The organism is Streptomyces sp. NPDC050617, assembly GCF_040654795.1.
Classification (GTDB): domain Bacteria; phylum Actinomycetota; class Actinomycetes; order Streptomycetales; family Streptomycetaceae; genus Streptomyces.
On the sequence record NZ_JBFAIS010000022.1, the window covers coordinates 1 to 17,452 of the forward strand.

The following is a 17,452-nucleotide window of genomic DNA, read 5'->3' on the forward strand; positions in this document are numbered from 1 at the left end:
ACGGTTCGGCTCCAAGGGGCTCTCGCTGGCGGTGGCGCTGACCGGCATCCTCGCCGGCGCGGACCGGCCCCACGAGTCCCCGGCCCCGACCCCGGCCCCGCCCCGTCAGGCCTTCGCTTTGCGTTCCTCTTCGCCGCCCGCGCCCACCGGTTCCGGATCACTGTCGGGAGCGGTACCGGCGCCGGTATCGGGCCCGGCCGCCGTCCCACTCGTACGGGCCCCGCCGCCTCGCGCCGCCATGGCCCCTGCGGTCCCGGCACCCTCGGCGGCCTCGACGATCCCAACGGCCTCAGCGGTGCCGACGGCCTCCGCCGGCCCCGCCGACCCGGCCGTCTTCCCGAGTCTGCCGAGCGCCTGCCGCCCCGGCCCCGTCAGCACGTACTGCAGGCCGAAGCCCAGCCCGACGACCGTCGCGCCGCCGACCGCGTCCAGCACGTAGTGGTTGGCGGTGCCGACGATCACGGAGAAGGTCAGCAGCGGGTAGACCATGCCCAGCAGCTTCATCCACAGCTTGGGCGCGACGATCGCTATCACCACGCCGCACCACAGCGACCAGCCGATGTGCAGCGAGGGCATGGCCGCGTACTGGTTGGAGAGCTTGGTGAGCGCCCCGTAGTCCGGGTGGGAGAGGTCCTGCGGGCCGTTGGCGGTGTCGATGAAGCCGAGGCCGGGCATCAGCCGGGGCGGCGCCAGCGGGTAGAGCCAGAAGCCGACGAGGGCGAGCAGGGTGGTGATGGACAGCGCGGTGCGGGCCCAGCGGTAGGTGGCGGGGCGGCGGAGGTAGAGGTAGCCGAGCGTGGAGAGCGGGAGCAGGAAGTGGAAGGTCCCGTAGTAGTAGTTCATGCTGCTCTCGAGCCAGTGGGTGTTGGCCACCAGGTGGTTGAACCAGTGCTCGAAGTCGATGTGCAGGAACCGCTCGGCCGAGACTATCTGCCGGCCGTGGTGCTCGGCGGTGGCCCGCTCGTCGGGCGCGCTGCCGCGGATGTAGGAGTAGACGAAGTAGCCGATGCGGATCAGCATCAGCTCCAGCATCAGGTTCGGCCGGGTCAGCGGCCGCCGCCAGAAGCGGAGCAGCGGAATCCAGGCGAACCGGCCGGGGAGCTGCTCGGCCACCGGCGTCGGCAGCGGGCGCTCCCACAGCGGCGAGGAGCGCGTCAGGAACGGCACGGCGCAGGCCGCGGCGAGCGCCGCGAGGAGGGGCGCGTTGTCGCCGATGGGGCCGAGGACCGGGTTGTCGGGCACGAGCACGGTGCTGCTGAGCGTCATGACGAGCACGACGAGCACGGGCCATACGAGCCGGTCGGCGCGGCGCTTGCCGACGCGGCCGACGAGGGCGAGCAGGATCCACAGCTGCTGGTGCTGCCAGGCGGTGGGCGAGACGGCGACCGCGACGCAGCCGGTGATCGCCGTGGCCAGCAGGGTCTGCCCGTCCTTGGCGTAGTGCGCGGCGCGGCGCAGCCCGAGCACGGCGACCGCGACGGCGAGCACTCCGTACAGGGCCAGCTCGGCGGGGCCGTGCAGCCCGACGCGCAGCAGCAGCCCGTGCAGCGACTGGTTGGCGAGGCCGTCGGCGGCGCTGCCGAGCCCGGCGCCCGCGATGTGGTGCACCCAGTACGACCAGGAGTCGTCCGGCATCACCACCCAGGCCAGCGCGGTGCAGACGGCGAAGGCGGCGCCGGACGTCACGGCCGCGCGGCGGCGCCCCACCAGCCACAGCAGGGGCGCGAAGAGCAGGACGGCGGGCTGGAGCGCCGCCGCGACGCCGACGAGCACCCCGGTCGTACGGTCGGACAGCCGCGGCAGGCAGCAGCCGAGGAGCACGAGCAGCACCGGGATGATGCTGGTCTGCCCGAGGGTGAAGGTGTTCCGCACCGGCAGGGACAGCACCATCAGGCTGATCGCCACGGGCGCGGCCAGGTGCGCCGTGCGCCGGGAGACCGGGCCGGGCAGCGAGCGGGCGGCGACGAGCGCGAGGGCGACGACGAGGAGCAGGGTGGCGAAGGTCCAGACGAGGCCGAGTCCCTGCTCGGCGGCCCTGGTCAGCGGCTTGAGCACGAGCCCGGCGAAGGGCGAGCCGGTGAATGTGTTTGTGTCGTACAGCGAGCCGTTCACATGCAGCACGCCATGCTCGCCGATCCAGGTCTCCAGGTCCGTGAACCGCCGCTCGGGCGGCAGCCGCAGCACGGCCGCGGCCTGCCGCGCGGCCAGCAGGCCCGCGACGAGCCACAGGGCGCCCAGCGCCACGAAGATCCTGGGCCTCTGCCCCGGCGGACCGCTCAGCCCGCCCCGTTCCGCATTTGCCACGCCCCGCCGCTCCTCCGTCGCTCAGTCACCCTCTTAGGGGAGGTTGAAACCTTACTGAGTCCCCGGAAACAGACGCAGGACACCCCTAGGCCACCTGACAACCTCCCACAGTTGTCCGAAAGGGATTGCCGCGCCCCCCGCCCCGTGTATTTTGTTCGCATAACTAAGGGAAAGGACCTCAAGGACCTCATGTCTCAGAGCACGCACAGCACGACAGGCTCGTCGGAGCAGCAGCGGTGGACCGAGGTCGACCGCTACTTCAGCGAGCTGCTCGCCCCGGCCGACGACGCGCTCACCGCGGCGCTGCGCGACAGCGACGCGGCCGGCCTGCCGCGCATCGCGGTCTCCCCCAACCAGGGCAAGCTGCTCCAGCTCCTCGCCGAGCTCCGGGGCGCCCGCCGCATCCTGGAGTTCGGCACGCTCGGCGGCTACAGCAGCATCTGGCTGGGCCGCGCCCTGCCCGCCGGGGGCCGCCTCGACACCCTGGAGTTCAGCCCCGCGCACGCCGAGGTCGCCCGCGCCAACATCGCGCGCGCCGGCCTCGCCGACCGGGTCAAGGTCCACGTCGGCCCGGCCCTGGAGACACTGCCCCGGCTGGCGGCCGAGGACACGACCCCGTACGACCTCGTCTTCATCGACGCCGACAAGGCGAACAACCCGAACTACCTGGAATGGGCGCTGAAGCTCTCCCGGCCGGGCACGCTCATCATCGGCGACAACGTCGTGCGGTCGGGCGAGGTGATCGACCCGGCCCACACCGACGACGGGGTGCAGGGGGTGCGCAGCTTCCTCGACATGCTGGCCGAGCACCCGCGGGTGAGCGCCACCGCGCTCCAGACGGTCGGCAGCAAGGGCTACGACGGCTTCGCGATGGCGCTGGTCACGGAGTGACACGCGATACGTCGACATGCGAGCGATGACGGAGTGACGGGGGCGACGGGGAGGGCTCCGCGCTTCCGCTCCACGCTCCCCGCTCCGCGCCTGCGCTGAAGCGGGGAGCCTTCCTCGGTTGTTGCTAGGGTGCGCCCATGAGTACGAGCGCGGAGAGGGCGGCCGGGGAGCCCCCGGCGCTGCGGCGGGACGCCCGGCGCAACCGGGAACTGCTGATCGCGGCCGCCCACGAGATCTACGCCGAACAGGGCGTGGAGGCCCCGCTGGACGAGATCGCCCGCCGGGCCGGCGTCGGCAACGCCACGCTCTACCGCCGCTTCCCGACCCGCGAGTCGCTCATCGAGGCGGTCTTCCACGACACGCTCACCGAGACGCGCGAGGCGGGCGAGCGGGCCCGGCGGGTCGAGGACGCCTGGGAGGCGCTGCGCGGGTACTGGGAGCGGATCTTCTCCCTCGTCGCCGCCGACCGGGGGGCCAACGACCTGATCACCACGGGCATCGAGGGCGTACCGTCGCTCGACGCCCTCCGGGAGCACAACCACGAGACCGTGCTGACGCTCGTCGCCCGCGCCCAGGAGCAGGGCACGATGCGGCCCGACGTCACCGCCGAGGACATCCTCTTCCAACTCGCCGCCCTGGGCCGCTCCGTGCCCGCCTTCGCCGCCGTCGCCCCCGGCTCCTGGCGCCGCCACCTCGCGCTGCTCCTCGACGCGCTCCGCCCGGAGGGCGCCCACCCCCTCCCCGCCCCGCCGCTCTCGCTCGGCCAGCTCGGGGGCGTCATGGCGGACATGAACCCGGGCCGGACGCCGCCGACGACGACGGCCTAGCGGAGCGGCGGGGCGGCGGGGCGGCAGGCGGCCGTGCCTCCCGGCCGTGGCGGGTCAGCCGGTCAGACCGACAGCAGCCGTTCGATCGCGTCGCGGTAGTCGCGCAGCACCAGCCGCAGCTCTTCCGTCTGCGGCTGGGCGTCGTCGTCGCTCCAGGCGGCGCGCAGCGCGCGGCGGCGTTCGCCGAAGAGGTCGGTGAGGCGGGCGGTGAGCTCCTCGTAGAGCGCGTCGATCTCCTGGACCGAGGACCGCGGCTCGTCGACGAAGCCGTTCACCGCGCGGCGCAGCTGGGGCAGGAGCCGGTCGCGGTCGTCCTGCGGCAGCAGCGAGGCGGCGGGCGGCTCGCCCTGGAGCGGGACGCGGCCGTCCGGCCCGCCCTGCCGCGGTACGCGCGGAGCGGCCTCTTCCGCGGCGGGGACCGCCGCTCCCGCCGGGGCCGGCCGCCCCTCGCCCGGCAGCGTCTCTTCCGGGATCTCGACCTCGCCCGGCGGGGGCGCGGCGCCGCGTCCTCCGCGCGCCTGCCGCCCGCCGCGCCCGGGTCCGGAGTCCCCCGGCCCGTACCCCCCGGCCTCATGGCGTCCGGGCTCGCGGCTCATGCCCGGCTCGTCCCGTCCGGCCGGCGTCGTACGGTCGCCCGGACCGCTCGCACGCCCCGCGCGGTCGGCGGAACGCGCGTCCGGCCCGCCGAAACGCTCTTCGGGCCGCTCACGCCCGTCGAGCTCCTCGCGTCCGTCTCGCCCGTCTCGTCCGTCTCGTCCCTCGCGGGCGTCACGCCCGTCGCGCCCCGGAAAGCCGCCGGGTCCGGCGCCGGTAGGTCCCATCGTCACGGTGTCCCGCCCTTCGTCGATTCGTGCCGCCCGTGGGCGCCCGCCCACGGAACGCCCTTGCGGTGCCGGTCCGAGGCGTGCGCACGCCCCCGCGGCCGTTCGTCGATCAGCTCGTCGAACAGCCCGCGGGCCCCGACGACGGCCTCCCTCAGCTCCTCCGTCGCCGCGCGCCCCTCGCGGGCCCGGCCGGCGGCGGCGTGCACCTGGCGGTAGCCGCGCACGCTGTACGCGTGGTGCACGGACAGCGCCGCCACCTGCTCGTCATAGGGGTCCGCCGGATAGCCGCGGTCGCGTACGAGCCGGGCGAGGAGCTGTTCGGCGTCGGCCACGGCCTGGCCGGGCGCCTCGACGAACTCCTCCTGGACCCCGTTCCAGGAAGCCACGTACCGCTCGCGCGACTCCCCCGTCAGGGGCTGGATCTTGACGTCGCCGTGCCGCCGCAGCCGCTCGGTCAGTTCCTTCTCCGCCGCCTTCGCGTCGCCGTCGTGCCGGGCGAGGGCCAGGTCGTACTCGGGGCCGAAGCGCCGCCGCAGACCACGCCCCCGACCTCGGCCCCGGCCGCCTCGCAGCAGTCCGGCGGCGAGCGCCGCGAGGAGGATGACGGCGGCGGCGATCACGATGATGGTCACGCCAGTCGACATGTCGTCCCTTCCGCAGGAGCCCCTGCTTCCGGGGCCCGTTCACGCTCGGGTAGCCCTGCCGCCCCCGCCCAAACTCGGCTGCGCCGCCCGCCCCGGCCTGCCAGGATGCGCCCCATGACGTACACCGACACCGGCCTCGCAGGCTGGGCCGTCGCCCCGCTGCCGGTCGCCGCCCCCGAGTCGGCCGCCCTGCTGCGCGAGTATCTGTTCGACGTCGCGGACCGCTGGTACGAGCTCCACCACGGCCGCCGCATGACCGCCGAGGAGGGCGAGCGGCACCTGGTCGAGATGCCCAGCGACGACCTCGCCCCGCCGGACGGCGTCCTCCTGGTCGCCCGCCACGACGGCGAACCGGTGGGCTGCGCGGGGCTGCGCCGCCTGGACGCCCGTACCGCCGAGCTGCGCCGGATGTTCCTGCGCGCCGCCAAGCGCGGCCACGGCGGCGCGTCCCTGCTGCTCACGGCCGTGGAAGCGCAGGCGCGCGACTGGGGCGTGCGGCGCCTCGTCCTCGACACCAGGCTCGACCTCGTCGAAGCCCGCGCCCTCTACGAACGCCACGGCTTCACCGAGATCCCGGCCTACTCCCACGGCCCGCACTCGGAGATCTGGTACGGGAAGGAGCTGGCCTGACCGGGCCGGGCCCTCAGCGGCCGTCCGGCACACCCGGCACGTCGGGCACATCGGGCGTGCCCGGCAGCAGCGGACGCATGAACGTGCGCTCGTAGCGCAGGACGCAGCCGCTCTCGTCCCTGATCCGGTCCGCCTCGATGAATTCGGGGTCCCGGCCGAACAGCGTCCGGTACTCCTCGTACGCGGCGAGGCTGGGGAAGCTGAACAGGGCGAGCGCCTCGTCGCTGGCGCCCTCCCCCGGCAGGAAGTAGCCGTGGTGCGTGCCGCCGTGCCGGTCGACCAGCTCCATCCAGCGGCGTCCGAAGCGCTCGAACGCCTCGGTCTTCGCCGGATCGATCACGTACCGGACCACACAGGTAATCATCAGCCCGAGGGTAGTGGCGCGGGCTCAGATCGGCTCAGACCGGCTCAGGCCGGCTCAGGCGGCGGCACGGCCCGCCGCCGGGCGTCGCCGTTGTGCGGCCGCTCCCCGTCCGAGCCGCACAGCTCGCCGTTCAGCTCCTCGACCAGCTCGATGAGGTCGGTGGGCCGGTCCGGCGTCCACCAGTCGCCGAGCAGTTCGGCCAGCGACTCGGCGCGCGCCCGGTACAGCAGGCCCGCCAGCCGCCGCCCCTCGTCGGTCGGCACGAGCGGCATTCCTTCCCGTACGGCCAGCCGCCGCTCCTCCAGTTGCCGCGCCGCCTCGGTGATGGCGCGCAGCGGTACGGGCACGCGTTCGGCGAGCAGCCCCGGCTCGACGGAGCCGTAGCGGTTCATGCGCAGCAGCATCCAACTGGCGGCGGGCTTCAGGTCCAGCCCGGCCCGTTCGGTGATGTCCTGGTAGATGTGGCGGCGGCCCTCGCGGGTGCCGAGCACGGAGAGCGCGCGGGCGGCCTCGTCGCGGGAGGAGCGTTCGACGGGGTTGGAGGAGAGGACCTCGCTGGTGTCGGGGACGCTGACGCTGCCGCGCAGCGGCTCCTCGCGGAGGAACCAGGCGAGGAGGAAGGCGACGGCGGCGACCGGCACGGCGTACAGGAAGACGTCGGTGATGGAGACGGAGTACGCCTGGAGCACCCCCGACCGCTCCCCCGGCGGGAGCCGCACGACGGCGCGCGGATCGGTGGAGAGCGTCTTGGGGTCGACGCCGGGCGGCAGTTGTTTTCCGGCCAGTGCGTCGGCGATGCGCGGCGCGAGCTTGTTCGCGAAGATCGTGCCGAAGATGGAGACGCCGAACGACGCGCCGATGGAGCGGAAGAACGTCGCGCCGGAGGTCGCGACGCCCAGGTCCTCGTAGCCGACGGCGTTCTGCACGATGAGCACGAGGACCTGCATGACCAGGCCGAGCCCGAAGCCGAAGACGAAGAAGCAGCCGCTCATCTCGACGACGCCGCTGGCCGGGTCGAGCCGGTGCAGGAGCAGCAGCCCGGCGACGATGACGGCGGTGCCCGCGATGGGGAAGACCTTGTAGCGGCCGGTGCGGCTGACGATCTGTCCGGAGGCCGTGGAGGAGAGCAGCATGCCGATCACCATCGGCAGCATGTGCACGCCGGACATGGTGGGCGAGACGCCGTGCACGACCTGGAGGAAGGTCGGCAGGTACGTCATCGAGCCGAACATGGCGAAGCCGACGACGAACCCGATCACCGCGCAGAGCGCGAACGTGCGGATCCTGAAGAGCTTCAGCGGCAGCACCGGCTCGGCGGCGCGCCGCTCCACGAGCACGAACGGCACCAGCAGCGCCGCCCCCAGCGCCCCGAGCCCGATGATCTGCCAGGACGCCCACGGGTAGCTGACGCCGCCGAGCGAGGTCATCAGGACCAGGCAGGTGGCGACGGAGGCGATCAGGAAGGTGCCGAGGTAGTCGATGCGGTGCGGGGTGCGGCGGGTCGGGATGTGCAGCACGGCGGCGATCACGAGGAGCGCGATCACACCGATGGGCAGGTTGATGTAGAAGACCCAGCGCCAGCTGAGGTGGTCCACGAAGAGCCCGCCGAGCAGCGGCCCGAGGACGCTCGTACCGCCGAAGACCGCGCCGAACAGCCCTTGGTAGCGGCCCCGGTCGCGCGGCGGCACGATGTCGCCGACGATGGCCATCGACAGGACCATCAGCCCGCCGCCGCCGAGGCCCTGGAGGGCGCGGAAGCCGATGAGTTCCGGCATGTTCCGCGCCACGCCGCAGAGCGCGGAGCCGATCAGGAAGATGACGATGGCCGCCTGGAAGAGCTTCTTGCGGCCGTACTGGTCGCCGAGCTTGCCCCACAGCGGCGTGGCCGCCGTCGAGGCCAGCAGATAGGCGGTGACCACCCACGAGATGTGGTCGAGGCCGCCGAGGTCGCTGACGATCGTGGGGAGGGCGGTGGAGACGATCGTCTGGTCCAGCGCGGCGAGCAGCATGCCGAGGAGCAGCGCGCTGATCGCGACGAGAACGGTCCGCCTGGGCTGCCCCGCGCCGGGCACTCCGGCCGGCGGCCCCTCGGAGGGCGCGGGTGTGCCAGCTGGGTTCCCGTCCTGCGCCATGGACGCCTCCTGGGGTCCGGCCACCGCCTGAGCCGTGGCAGTCGTCCGTACGGTCCTACGCTCCGTACGAGGGGACCCGCGGGGACCGCGGCGTACGAGCGTCCGTACGCCGTACGAGCGGTGTGGACCGGACGGGTCCGCTCGGCACTGTCCTCCATCTTGGTCCGAACGCCCCGGTACGGCCCGCTGATATACGCCATCGGCAGCCGGGGGCCGCCTGTGCAGAACCCGTTCCGCTCTGCATAATCGCTGCGATGTCAGGGAGGGGACATTAGTGACAGGAGAGCTCTGCCCACGCTGCTCCGCACCACCCCGCACGGACGGCGCCCCGAGCTGCCGCTGCGACGCCCTGGCGGCGGAGCGGGAAGCGGCGATCGCGGCTTCCGAGGACTTCGACCCGCTGCGATTACGCCCGTACGTCGCGTTGGGGGACGCCCCGGCGGACCGCGCCCGCGGCCCGCTGCCGCCACCGCCCGTACGCCTGGCGGGGGACCTCCTGCCCAGCGGGAGCCCCATATTGAGCGGGGAGCCCTTATTCGGCAAGGGTTCCGCGTTCGACGGAGGCGGGGGCCGGGGCGGGGTGGCGTCCCTCGCGGGCTACGGGGCCCCGCCCGGCGCCCCCGGGCCCGAAGCGGAACTCTTACCCGGCGGGCCGCCGCCCCTGCCCCTCACGAGGAGCCCGCGGGAGCGGCCGGGCCACGGCTACGGCTACGGCTACGGCTACGGCTACGGCTACGGCTACGGAGGGGACGGTCCGGGAGGGGACAGTCCCGGAGGGGGCGGCTCCGGAGGGGGCGGGCTCGGGCCGGAGCCCGGCGCGTACCACCCGGCTCCCCCGCCTCGCGCCTACGCCGGGCCCCCCGAATCACCCCCTGAATCAGGCCGAATCGGCCCGCTTCCCGAACTCGGCCGGAACAGACCGGCCGCATCACCGCACGGGAGCCTCTCCGCCCCCGCCGGTGACCGTTCGCCCCACGCGCCCCCGCCGCGCCACCGGCGGCGCAGACGCCCCACCGCCACGATCGTCACACTGACCACAGGAGCCGCCGCGGCCGTGGCCTGTGCCGTGGCGATCAGCACGGGGCTGCTGGGCGGGGACCGCGGCGACGGCGACGCCAGGGCGCTCGCGCGGGACCGTACGAGCGCGCCGCCGCCGGAGGGGATGCCCGACGGGAACCCGGCGCAGGCGCCGGAACCGGCACCGGCGTCGGCGGCACCGCCGCCGACGCTCCGGGCCGCCGCACCCCAGGCCCCGGCCGCGAGGGCGTCGCGGGCCGCGCCCCCGGTACGCGCCCCCATCCCGCGCTCTTCCGGACCGGCCACCGCGGGCCCGGCCGCCCCGTCCCCGTTCCGTTCCGCGCCCCCGCGCCCGCCGGCGCTGCGCGAGTTACGGGAGGGGATGCGCGGGCCCGATGTGGCGGACATGCAGCGGCGCCTGGAGCAGACCGGCATCTGGTACGCGGGCGGGATCGACGGCTACTTCGGCGCGGACGAACGCCGGGCCCTCGCCGACTACCAACGGGCCAAGACGATCACCACCGACCCGTCCGGGGTCTACGGCCCGCGGACCCGCTACGCCCTGGAGGCCGAGACGGACGGCCCGTAGCCGATGGCCCCCGGCCCGTGGACACCCCTGACCTGGCAGTCCACGGCCGCCGCGCCCCGGCCCGCTTACACCGGCCCCGCCGACACCTTCGCGAACTCGTTTTGTATCGTTGAAAAACAAAGTGATCCCGCCTGTTTTCCCTGACCGGCGGGCGGGATCACTTGCTTTCTCCCGTCATCCCCTCCTCTCCCGCTCCTCTCCCGCCGAAAGGCGTTTGGCGCGCACGGCCGGAGTTTGTATCGTTGAGAAACAAAGCGGTTCGCGCCGAGTGGCCGCCGCACCGCGTCAACGAGCCGGGAGTGCACTATGCGCAGGTCAGAGGAGTTCGACGGGGTCAAGGCCCTGCTCCTGGACATGGACGGGACCATCGTCAACTCCGACGCCGTCGTCGAGCGCTGCTGGCACCGGTGGGCCGAGGAGCAGGGGCTCGACCCGGCCGAGGTGATGAAGGTCGTCCACGGCCGCCAGGGCTACGCGACCATGGCCGTACTCCTCCCCGACCGCCCCATGGAGCTCAACTACGCCGACAACCGCCGGATGCTCGCCGAGGAGACCTCCTCCCTGGACGGCGTCATACCGGTCCCCGGCGCCCCCGCCTTCATGGCCTCGCTCGCCGGCCTGCCGCACGCCCTGGTGACCTCGGCCGACACCGCGCTCGCCACCGCGCGCATGGGCGCGGCACAGTTGCCGATGCCTCGGGTGCGGATCACGGCGGAGAGCGTCGGGGCGAGCAAGCCCGACCCGGAGGGCTTCCTCAAGGGCGCCGCCGAGCTGGGGTTCTCGCCCGCCGAGTGCGTCGTGTTCGAGGACTCCGAGGCGGGCATCGCGGCCGGCCGGGCCGCCGGCATGCGCGTCATCGGCGTCGGCCCCCGCGCGGCGGCCTTCGCCCCGGACGCCCACGTCACCCACCTGGACCAGGTCCAGGCCACGGCCCACCCCGACGGGGGCATCCGCCTGCGCGTCACCGTCTGACGCGCCTGGCACACCTGTCGCGCCTGCCACTGCGCAGGGACGCGGCCCGAGTACACCCCGTACGCGCGCCCCTGCCCATCAGACCGCCGGCCCGCCGGCCGGCCCCCGTCAGGGCCTCAGCCCGCCACCGCCTCGTACAGGCTGAAGCCCGCGAGCGCGAGCATGACCACGGCCGCCACCTTCGTGATCAGCTTCAGGGGTACGTACTTCATGAGCGTGCGGCCGCCGAGGATGCCCAGTCCGGCCACCGCCCACAGCGCCAGCACCGCGCCCACGCCGACGGAGACCGGATCGTCGTAGCGGGCGGCCAGGTTGGCGGTCATGATCTGGGTGAGGTCGCCGAACTCCGCGACCAGGATGAGCATGAAGCCCGCCCCGGCCACCTTCCAGAAGCTCTGGTCGGCGGGCTTCTTGATCTCTTCCTCGTCGTCGTCCTTCTTCAGGAGCAGCACCGCCGCCCCGGCCAGGAAGAGGACGCCGACGACGCCCTGGACGACCCGGTGCGGGAGCAGGGTGAGCACGCTGCCCGCCGCGATGGCGAGCGCCACGTGCACGGCGAAGGCGGCGGCGACGCCGACGAAGACGTACGACGCGCGGTAGCGGGTGCCGAGCATGAGCCCGGCGAGGGCGGTTTTGTCCGGCAGTTCGGCCAGGAAGACGACGCCGAAGACGAGCGCGGTGACGCTGATGCTGAGCACGGGTTGGATTCCTCGATCGGTCGGGAGTGCCGCACCGAGAGACCTGCGTGATCGCGATCAGGGGTCGCTTCGGCACGGCAGCGTCATGGACACTGCGGCCGAAGGTCTCGCTGGCGGCTGCTCGCGCGACCGCCTCCGGGCGCCGGCCCGGCCCCTCTGGATTCCGGAGAATGTCCAAAGAGTCCGAGCAGTATGTCGACGGTCCGGCGAAGAGCTACTCCCCTTCTGCTCCGAACAGCCTACGCGACCGCCCCGCCGACAGGCACGCCCCGCCCGGGCCGCCGCGCTCTCAGCTTGAGCTTTGTCTTCCGGCACGAGGATCCCGATGCGAGGCCGGGTTTGCCGTAACGGCAAACAATTTCGCTTAAGCGCTCGGGGCGAACGCAGCATCCGAACCACCGACCCCACCGGTCGGTCCGCGACACGTCGGCGTGCGCGGTGACGCGCCGCATGACGGCACGCCGTCCAGCCGTCCGTGACCGTGCTGCGGCTGCATTGAAGGGAGAACGCTGTGTCCAGTGATCGCTTCGGGGGCGAAGGCGCGTCGACCGGGTACGACAGCTGGCGTCGGAGCCGGTGGGAGGAGATGGCGGGCCCGGACGGGAAGGCGGGCTGCATCGCCTATCGGCTGATCACGGAACCGGGGCAGGAAGTCCCCGAGGTTCCGGGGCGGTGGACGTCCACCGGCTTCTCGGGGAGCCTGACGCTGACCGCGGCCCGCGCGGAGGGCGTGTACGTCGGCGACCAGGCCGTGGACGGCACTGTGGAACTGACCAGCGCCAGCCGCCTGTCCTTCCCCGGCGGGCGGCGCGGCGCCGTCGAGGAACTGCGGGGAGCCCATGCCCTGGTCGTGTGGGATCCGACCGCGCCCACTCTCGTCGGCCTGCGCGGGATCGAGGCGTGGCCGTGGGACCCGGCCTGGGCCGTCGAGGCGGAGTACCGTCCGGCGGCGGCCGGGCGTCTCCTGGAAGTGACCCGGCTGACCAGCCCGAGTATGCGCGACGCCCTCCCGGCCCCCGGTGACTTCGTCTTCGATCTGCGAGGCGAGCGGCACACGCTCCGGGCGTTCGGGGTGGGCGGCGACACCCTGCTGATCACGTTCACCGACGGCACCAGCGGCACGGACACGCCCGGCATGGGCCGGTGGTTGATCCTGCCCGAGCCCAAGGACGCCGCGAGCACGGCCCGTATCGACTTCAACCGGGCTGTAGTCCCCCACCACGTGTTCTCGGCGGCCTTCCCCTGCCCACTGCCGCCCCCGGAGAACCACCTCCCTCTACGCGTCGAAGCGGGGGAACGCGCCCCCGTCTTCGATGAATTCGAAGAATTCGAGGACGAAGCCGCCATCGAAGAAGCGGTCATCGAGACCGCGACCGGCCCCGCCGCCTGACATTCGCCGTTTGACACTCGCCGTTCGACATGCGCCCCAACCGGCGCACCCAGAAAGGAAATACGATGACACCCGACCAGGACCTTCGCGCAGCAGCGGTGCACTACCTCCGACAGTGGGAGGTGCGGGACTACGCCGCGATGCGGTCCCTGTGCACCGACACCGCCACCGTGTGGCACAACGACGGAAGCGGCGACCAGCCGATCGACGAGAACATGGAACTGCTCAAGCGGCTCGCCGCGGACGTCGACACGCTCCGGTACGACGTCGTACGGCAGTTCCAGGACCGCGACGAAGTGCTCCAGCAGCAGGTACTCCACCTGACAGCGACTGACGGGTCCCGCAGCGAGGTGCACGCGGCGATGTACTTCCGGTTCGACGGCGGCCTCATCGACCGCATCGAGGAGTACTTCAACGTCGTACCGATCAACGAATCCGTACCGTCGCCCGGATCCCCCGCCCAGGGCTGATCGCGGCCCACCCCTGCGAAGCGGTCGGCCGCGGCAGAACCCGATCCCGTACACGTACAGAATGCCGTCGGTAAATCCGGGGCCATGCGTGACGTCGGCCTTCAAGACCTGGTGTGGTCTTGAAGGCCGACGTTGTCGTATGGGGTGGGTGCGAATGCCAATGCCTGTGGTCGTTGTGGCGCGGTCCGTTGCTGCTCCGGTTGGTTATCGCTTGCGCGTGCCGTGTTTTCTGAGCGCTGGGCGCGCGCCCCCATGGCGCGAGGGCCCCCGTTCCATCCCTTGCACGGGTGAAACCAGCCCATCGCCCTGGTCACTCTTTGCCGCACATGCCTAACTATGTGTGAGTGGCGGGAGTTCCGCTGCTTACATACCCGGAGGTGATCGCTGTGAAGGAATCACTGGCGAGTGTCGAGATCGTCGACGTCTACGAGCCGCCGCTCTTGGTCGAGGCCGGCGACTACGCCGAGGCCACGCAGGGTCCTGGCCACTACTACGCCGAAGGCCCTATGGATCATTACGCGATGTAGCTGAAGCGTGGCCGACTGTCGGCCCGTGGCCAAGTTGCCCGGGTCGGCGGTCCCGGCCTTCTTCGCCGGCCTCCGGAATGGAGGCCCGTCACCCTGGAGAAGTTCATGGGCTCCGTCCCGTCCTGCTGGTTCGTCGTCTTGCCCGATCGGGACTTCTCCCCGGGCACTGTGGCACGTCTGCGGGCTGAGGCCCGCCCGGCTGTGCTCCAGGTGGTGGCACACGCTTCGGGTCGGCCGTGGCTGGTCGGCTGCTGGTCCGACGACGAGGTGAGCGTCTGCGCCGCTGGTGCGGTACGGCTGGCTGTCGTCGGGGCATGTTCGGTGAGCGCCGCCCAATTGGCTGGATACGCCCGGCGGGTGCGGGAAGTGGCTCAGGTCGAGGCGGCCCTGGCAGGAGCCCACGGCTGCTTTCACGTCATCGCCTCCGTCGCCGGACGCACCTACACTCGCGGCAGCCACTCCGGACAGCGCCAGGTGTACCGGGCCGCCGTGGACGGCAGCACCGTGTGCGCCGACCGCTCCAGCGTGCTCGCCCGGCTGACCGGTGCCGTACTGGACCCCACGGAACTGGCCCTGCGCCTGGCCGGCAGAACGGTGCCCCACCCCCTCGCCGGCGGCGCGCTGTGGCGCGACGTGCACGCGGTGCCGCCGGGCCACGCCGTGGAGATCAGCCCGGACGGGCGCGTGCTCACGAGGCGGTGGTGGCAGCCGCCCGCCCGCGAGCTGCCGTTGCGCGAGGCCGCCGCCGGCCTCAGGGACGCGCTGCGGCGAGCAGTCTCGTTGCGGGTGCGGCCGGGTGAGGTGGTGGGCGCGGATCTGTCCGGTGGCATGGACTCCACCTCCCTGTGCTTCCTCGCCGTCGAAGCCGGAGCACGGCTGGCCGCCGTGACCCTGGACTGGCGGGCCCCCGCCAACCAGGACCGGATCTACGCGACCGACGCTGCCCGGCATCTGACCGGCGTCGAGCACATACTGTTCGCCTCGGCCGACGTGCCCGCCCACTTCAGCGGGCTCGACGAACACCAAGATCTGACCGACGAACCGACGATGGCCCTGCGCGACGGGAAACAACAGCAGTACCTGGCCGATGCCATGCTGGCGCGCGGGGCCCGCTGGCGGATGTCGGGTCACGGCGGCGACCACGTCGTCCAACCACCGCCGGCGTACCTGCACCGTCTGCTGCGCCACGCTCCGGGCGCCGGGATGCGGCACGCCGCCGCACTGCGTGCGCAGCACCGCTGGCCGCGAGGGGTGAGCGTGCGCACCCTGCTCGATACGCGCTCCTACGCGTCCTGGCTCGCCGACACCGCCACACAGCTGCCGAAGCCCTCTCCCCCCACAGGCCCCGGCTGGGGCATGCGCCCGCAACTTCCGCCATGGGCGAGCGAACAGACCATTCAACTGTGCCGCGATCGGCTGCACGCGGCGGCCCAGGACGCAGAGCCACTGCACCACGAGCGCGGCCGACACGCCTGGATTCACACCGTTCAGCAGGCCGGGCAGGTCGCCGGGCACCTCGGCCACCACGCGGCGCTCGCTGGTCTGCCCATGCATACCCCGTTCTGTGACGACGCCGTCATCGACGCCGCCCTCGCCGCCCGCCCGCACGAGGCCGCCACCCCCTGGTCGTACAAGCCCTTGCTCGCCACGGCCCTGCGCGGCCTGGTGCCGGCCCCCATCCTTGAGCGCACGACCAAGGACCACTGCGGCATCGAGTGGCACGAGGGCCTGCGACTGCACCGGCCTGTCCTCGCCGCATGGGCCGGCGACTCCCGGCTGGTAGCAGCGGGCCTGGCCGACGAGGAGCAACTGCACCGGGCACTGCTCTCACCCGCACTGCTCACCGGTGGCGCCGTCGAACTGGAAGCCACCCTGGGCGCAGAGGCCTGGCTGCGCGACCTGGAACACACGCACCAGCCGAAGGAGAAGGACGTTGCACCGACTACGCCGTGATGTCTCCGCCTGTGCCACGGACGACGGCATGGTCCTGCTGGATGAACGCGCCGGCCGCTACTGGCAGCTCAACACCACCGGCGCCCTCATCCTGAACACGCTGCTGGACGGTGCCACACCCCAGCAGACAGCGCACCGTCTGGCCACGACCCATCCGGTGACGCACGAGCGTGCCCTCACCGACGTCACCGCCCTCATCGACCACCTCACCCAGGAACACCTGGTGACCACGTCATGAGCCAGATCCTGGACACGGCCGACATGACATAGCGGTGGTCGTGACGCTTACAGGAAAGGCTTGTTGGATCTTCAAGGCTGTGCGGATGGCCGGGAGCAGCCAGGGGAACCGAACTGTTGCAGCGCACGTCTCCCGCACCATGATCTCAAGCAAGCGCCAAGAGCACGCGATGTCCACCAGGCTGGTCTCGCCGTCCGCAGTGAGTGTGGATCCGTCGAAGACCAACGACTACAGCAGCTTCGCCGAGGCGTACACGGCCGCAAACGAAACCAACCTGGTCAATGCCTACTACGAGCGGCCCGCGATGCTGGCCCTCGCCGGCGACGTGGCCGGCCGGCGGATCCTCGACGCCGGCTGCGGCTCGGGGGCCCTGTTTGCCGCGCTGCGCGACCGTGGCGCCGTTGTGAGTGGCTTCGACACGAGTGCCGGGATGCTGGAGCTGGCTCGGCAGCGGCTCGGCGACGGTGCGGACCTGCGGGTGGCGGACCTGGGCAGTCCGCTTCCTTACGCTGATGACACGTTCGACGATGTGGCGGCGTCCCTGGTGCTGCACTACCTGGAGGACTGGGGGCCGGCGCTGGCCGAGCTGCGGCGCATACTCAGGCCCGGCGGTCGGCTGATCGCGTCTGTCGACCATCCCTTCGCCGTCAACCTCATACACCGCGAGGCCGGTCGCGAGGCCGAGTGCGACTACTTCGACACCACCACCTGGACCGTGGAGTGGACCCTGGGCGGCCAGACCGCCCTGGTGAGCAGATGGCACAGGCCGCTGCACGCGATGATCGAGGCTTTCATCGGGGCCGGTTTCCGGATAACGGTCATCAGTGAGCCGGATCCTGATCCCGCCGCCCGCGAGATGTTCCCCGAGGCCATCGCGGCCACGCCGCGCTTCCTGTGCTTCCTGTTCTTCGTCCTGCAGGCCGACTGACACCCGGATGCTCCCGCCGCCACCCGTCACTTGAGTCAGGACTCATTCCTTTCT

General features: G+C 72.4%; 17 protein-coding genes. 11 read left to right on the plus strand and 6 right to left on the minus strand.

The window, feature by feature from the left end; translation table 11 throughout:
• Positions 1–105: 105 nt before the first annotated feature.
• A complete protein-coding gene (locus AB0I49_RS26145; protein WP_363229661.1) occupies positions 106–2,244 on the minus strand; it encodes a bifunctional glycosyltransferase 87/phosphatase PAP2 family protein in 2,139 nt (712 codons plus the stop codon).
• Positions 2,245–2,493: 249 nt separating this feature from the next.
• Between AB0I49_RS26145 and AB0I49_RS26150 the strand changes: the two genes are divergently transcribed.
• Positions 2,494–3,195, plus strand: coding sequence for an O-methyltransferase (locus AB0I49_RS26150; protein WP_363229527.1), 702 nt, complete (start codon positions 2,494–2,496; stop codon positions 3,193–3,195).
• A gap of 137 nt (positions 3,196–3,332) precedes the next feature.
• The gene (locus AB0I49_RS26155; protein ID WP_363229528.1) at positions 3,333–4,022 is read left to right on the plus strand and encodes a helix-turn-helix domain-containing protein; all 690 of its coding nucleotides are present in this window, start codon (positions 3,333–3,335) and stop codon (positions 4,020–4,022) included.
• 62 nt (positions 4,023–4,084) lie between these two features.
• Here AB0I49_RS26155 and AB0I49_RS26160 read toward each other — a convergent pair whose 3' ends face one another.
• Both AB0I49_RS26160 and AB0I49_RS26165 read right to left on the minus strand, forming a co-directional pair.
• Positions 4,085–4,618 carry a hypothetical protein gene (locus AB0I49_RS26160; RefSeq protein ID WP_363229529.1) on the minus strand — a complete coding sequence of 178 codons (534 nt, stop codon included), beginning with the start codon at positions 4,616–4,618 and terminating at the stop codon, positions 4,085–4,087.
• A gap of 227 nt (positions 4,619–4,845) precedes the next feature.
• Positions 4,846–5,490, minus strand: coding sequence for a hypothetical protein (locus AB0I49_RS26165; RefSeq protein ID WP_363229530.1), 645 nt, complete (start codon positions 5,488–5,490; stop codon positions 4,846–4,848).
• 114 nt (positions 5,491–5,604) lie between these two features.
• Here AB0I49_RS26165 and AB0I49_RS26170 point away from each other — a divergent pair, with 114 nt between their 5' ends.
• Positions 5,605–6,120: a GNAT family N-acetyltransferase gene (locus AB0I49_RS26170; protein ID WP_363229531.1), complete on the plus strand. Its 516-nt coding sequence runs from the start codon at positions 5,605–5,607 to the stop codon at positions 6,118–6,120.
• Positions 6,121–6,133: 13 nt separating this feature from the next.
• Here AB0I49_RS26170 and AB0I49_RS26175 read toward each other — a convergent pair whose 3' ends face one another.
• Positions 6,134–6,484 (minus strand): NIPSNAP family protein, encoded by a 351-nt coding sequence (locus AB0I49_RS26175; RefSeq protein ID WP_363229532.1) that lies wholly within the window; start codon positions 6,482–6,484, stop codon positions 6,134–6,136.
• Positions 6,485–6,528: 44 nt separating this feature from the next.
• Positions 6,529–8,616, minus strand: a complete 2,088-nt coding sequence (locus AB0I49_RS26180) for an MFS transporter (RefSeq protein WP_363229533.1) — start codon at positions 8,614–8,616, stop codon at positions 6,529–6,531.
• Between the two features lie 1,054 nt (positions 8,617–9,670).
• On the opposite strand from AB0I49_RS26180, the gene AB0I49_RS26185 reads away from it, so the two are divergent.
• Together AB0I49_RS26185 and AB0I49_RS26190 are read left to right on the plus strand one after the other, a co-directional pair.
• Positions 9,671–10,222 (plus strand): peptidoglycan-binding domain-containing protein, encoded by a 552-nt coding sequence (locus tag AB0I49_RS26185; protein WP_363229535.1) that lies wholly within the window; start codon positions 9,671–9,673, stop codon positions 10,220–10,222.
• Positions 10,223–10,528: 306 nt separating this feature from the next.
• Positions 10,529–11,194 carry an HAD-IA family hydrolase gene (locus AB0I49_RS26190; RefSeq protein WP_363229536.1) on the plus strand — a complete coding sequence of 222 codons (666 nt, stop codon included), beginning with the start codon at positions 10,529–10,531 and terminating at the stop codon, positions 11,192–11,194.
• Positions 11,195–11,310: 116 nt separating this feature from the next.
• On the opposite strand, the gene AB0I49_RS26195 is transcribed toward AB0I49_RS26190, so the two are convergent.
• A complete protein-coding gene (locus AB0I49_RS26195) occupies positions 11,311–11,892 on the minus strand; it encodes a TMEM165/GDT1 family protein (protein WP_363229537.1) in 582 nt (193 codons plus the stop codon).
• A gap of 511 nt (positions 11,893–12,403) precedes the next feature.
• On the opposite strand from AB0I49_RS26195, the gene AB0I49_RS26200 reads away from it, so the two are divergent.
• The 6 genes from AB0I49_RS26200 to AB0I49_RS26225 all read left to right on the plus strand — a co-directional run bounded on the left by AB0I49_RS26200 (position 12,404) and on the right by AB0I49_RS26225 (position 17,398).
• A complete protein-coding gene (locus tag AB0I49_RS26200) occupies positions 12,404–13,282 on the plus strand; it encodes a DUF1684 domain-containing protein (RefSeq protein WP_363229539.1) in 879 nt (292 codons plus the stop codon).
• A 65-nt stretch (positions 13,283–13,347) separates the two neighbouring features.
• Positions 13,348–13,752 carry a nuclear transport factor 2 family protein gene (locus AB0I49_RS26205; RefSeq protein ID WP_363229540.1) on the plus strand — a complete coding sequence of 135 codons (405 nt, stop codon included), beginning with the start codon at positions 13,348–13,350 and terminating at the stop codon, positions 13,750–13,752.
• Positions 13,753–14,138: 386 nt separating this feature from the next.
• On the plus strand, positions 14,139–14,279 hold the full coding sequence (locus tag AB0I49_RS26210; protein WP_363229541.1) for a lasso RiPP family leader peptide-containing protein: 141 nt from the start codon (positions 14,139–14,141) through the stop codon (positions 14,277–14,279).
• A 213-nt stretch (positions 14,280–14,492) separates the two neighbouring features.
• Entirely contained in the window at positions 14,493–16,232 is a 1,740-nt protein-coding gene (locus tag AB0I49_RS26215) for an asparagine synthase-related protein (protein WP_363229542.1), read from the plus strand.
• Positions 16,213–16,470: a lasso peptide biosynthesis PqqD family chaperone gene (locus AB0I49_RS26220; protein WP_363229544.1), complete on the plus strand. Its 258-nt coding sequence runs from the start codon at positions 16,213–16,215 to the stop codon at positions 16,468–16,470. Before AB0I49_RS26215 ends, AB0I49_RS26220 begins: the two co-directional genes overlap by 20 nt.
• Before the next feature lie 139 nt (positions 16,471–16,609).
• Positions 16,610–17,398, plus strand: coding sequence for a class I SAM-dependent methyltransferase (locus tag AB0I49_RS26225; protein ID WP_363229662.1), 789 nt, complete (start codon positions 16,610–16,612; stop codon positions 17,396–17,398).
• The last annotated feature ends 54 nt before the right edge of the window (positions 17,399–17,452 follow it).